This is a genomic window from Cereibacter changlensis JA139, assembly GCF_003034985.1.
In the GTDB taxonomy this organism is placed as follows: domain Bacteria; phylum Pseudomonadota; class Alphaproteobacteria; order Rhodobacterales; family Rhodobacteraceae; genus Cereibacter; species Cereibacter changlensis.
This window is the reverse complement of the sequence record NZ_PZKG01000426.1, coordinates 1-540: the sequence shown is the minus strand read 5'-3', so window position 1 is coordinate 540 and position 540 is coordinate 1. Positions and strand designations below refer to the sequence as shown.

At 53.1% G+C, this 540-nt stretch carries 1 rRNA gene; it reads left to right on the top strand.

The features are described from left to right. Window positions 1-540 (top strand): 23S ribosomal RNA (locus tag C5F48_RS24490); the annotation flags it as partial.

Sequence of the window (540 nt, the reverse complement as noted above, 5' to 3'; positions counted from 1 at the left end):
AAGGTCTTGATTTCATGCTGCCAAGAAAAGCCTCTAGCCAGGTAAAGGTGCCCGTACCGCAAACCGACACAGGTAGGCGAGAAGAGAATTCTAAGGCGCGCGGAAGAACTCTCGTTAAGGAACTCGGCAAAATGACCCCGTAACTTTGGGAGAAGGGGTGCCCCGGTAGGGTTTATAGCCCGAGGGGGCCGCAGTGAATAGGCCCGAGCGACTGTTTAGCAAAAACACAGGTCTGTGCGAAGCCGTAAGGCGAAGTATACGGGCTGACGCCTGCCCGGTGCTGGAAGGTTAAGGGGAGTGGTTAGCCGTAAGGCGAAGCTATGAACCGAAGCCCCAGTAAACGGCGGCCGTAACTATAACGGTCCTAAGGTAGCGAAATTCCTTGTCAGGTAAATTCTGACCCGCACGAATGGCGTAACGACTTGGGCGCTGTCTCAACGAGAGATCCGGTGAAATTTTAATACCTGTGAAGATGCAGGTTACCCGCGACAAGACGGAAAGACCCCATGGAGCTTTACTGCAGCTTGATATTGGACTTTG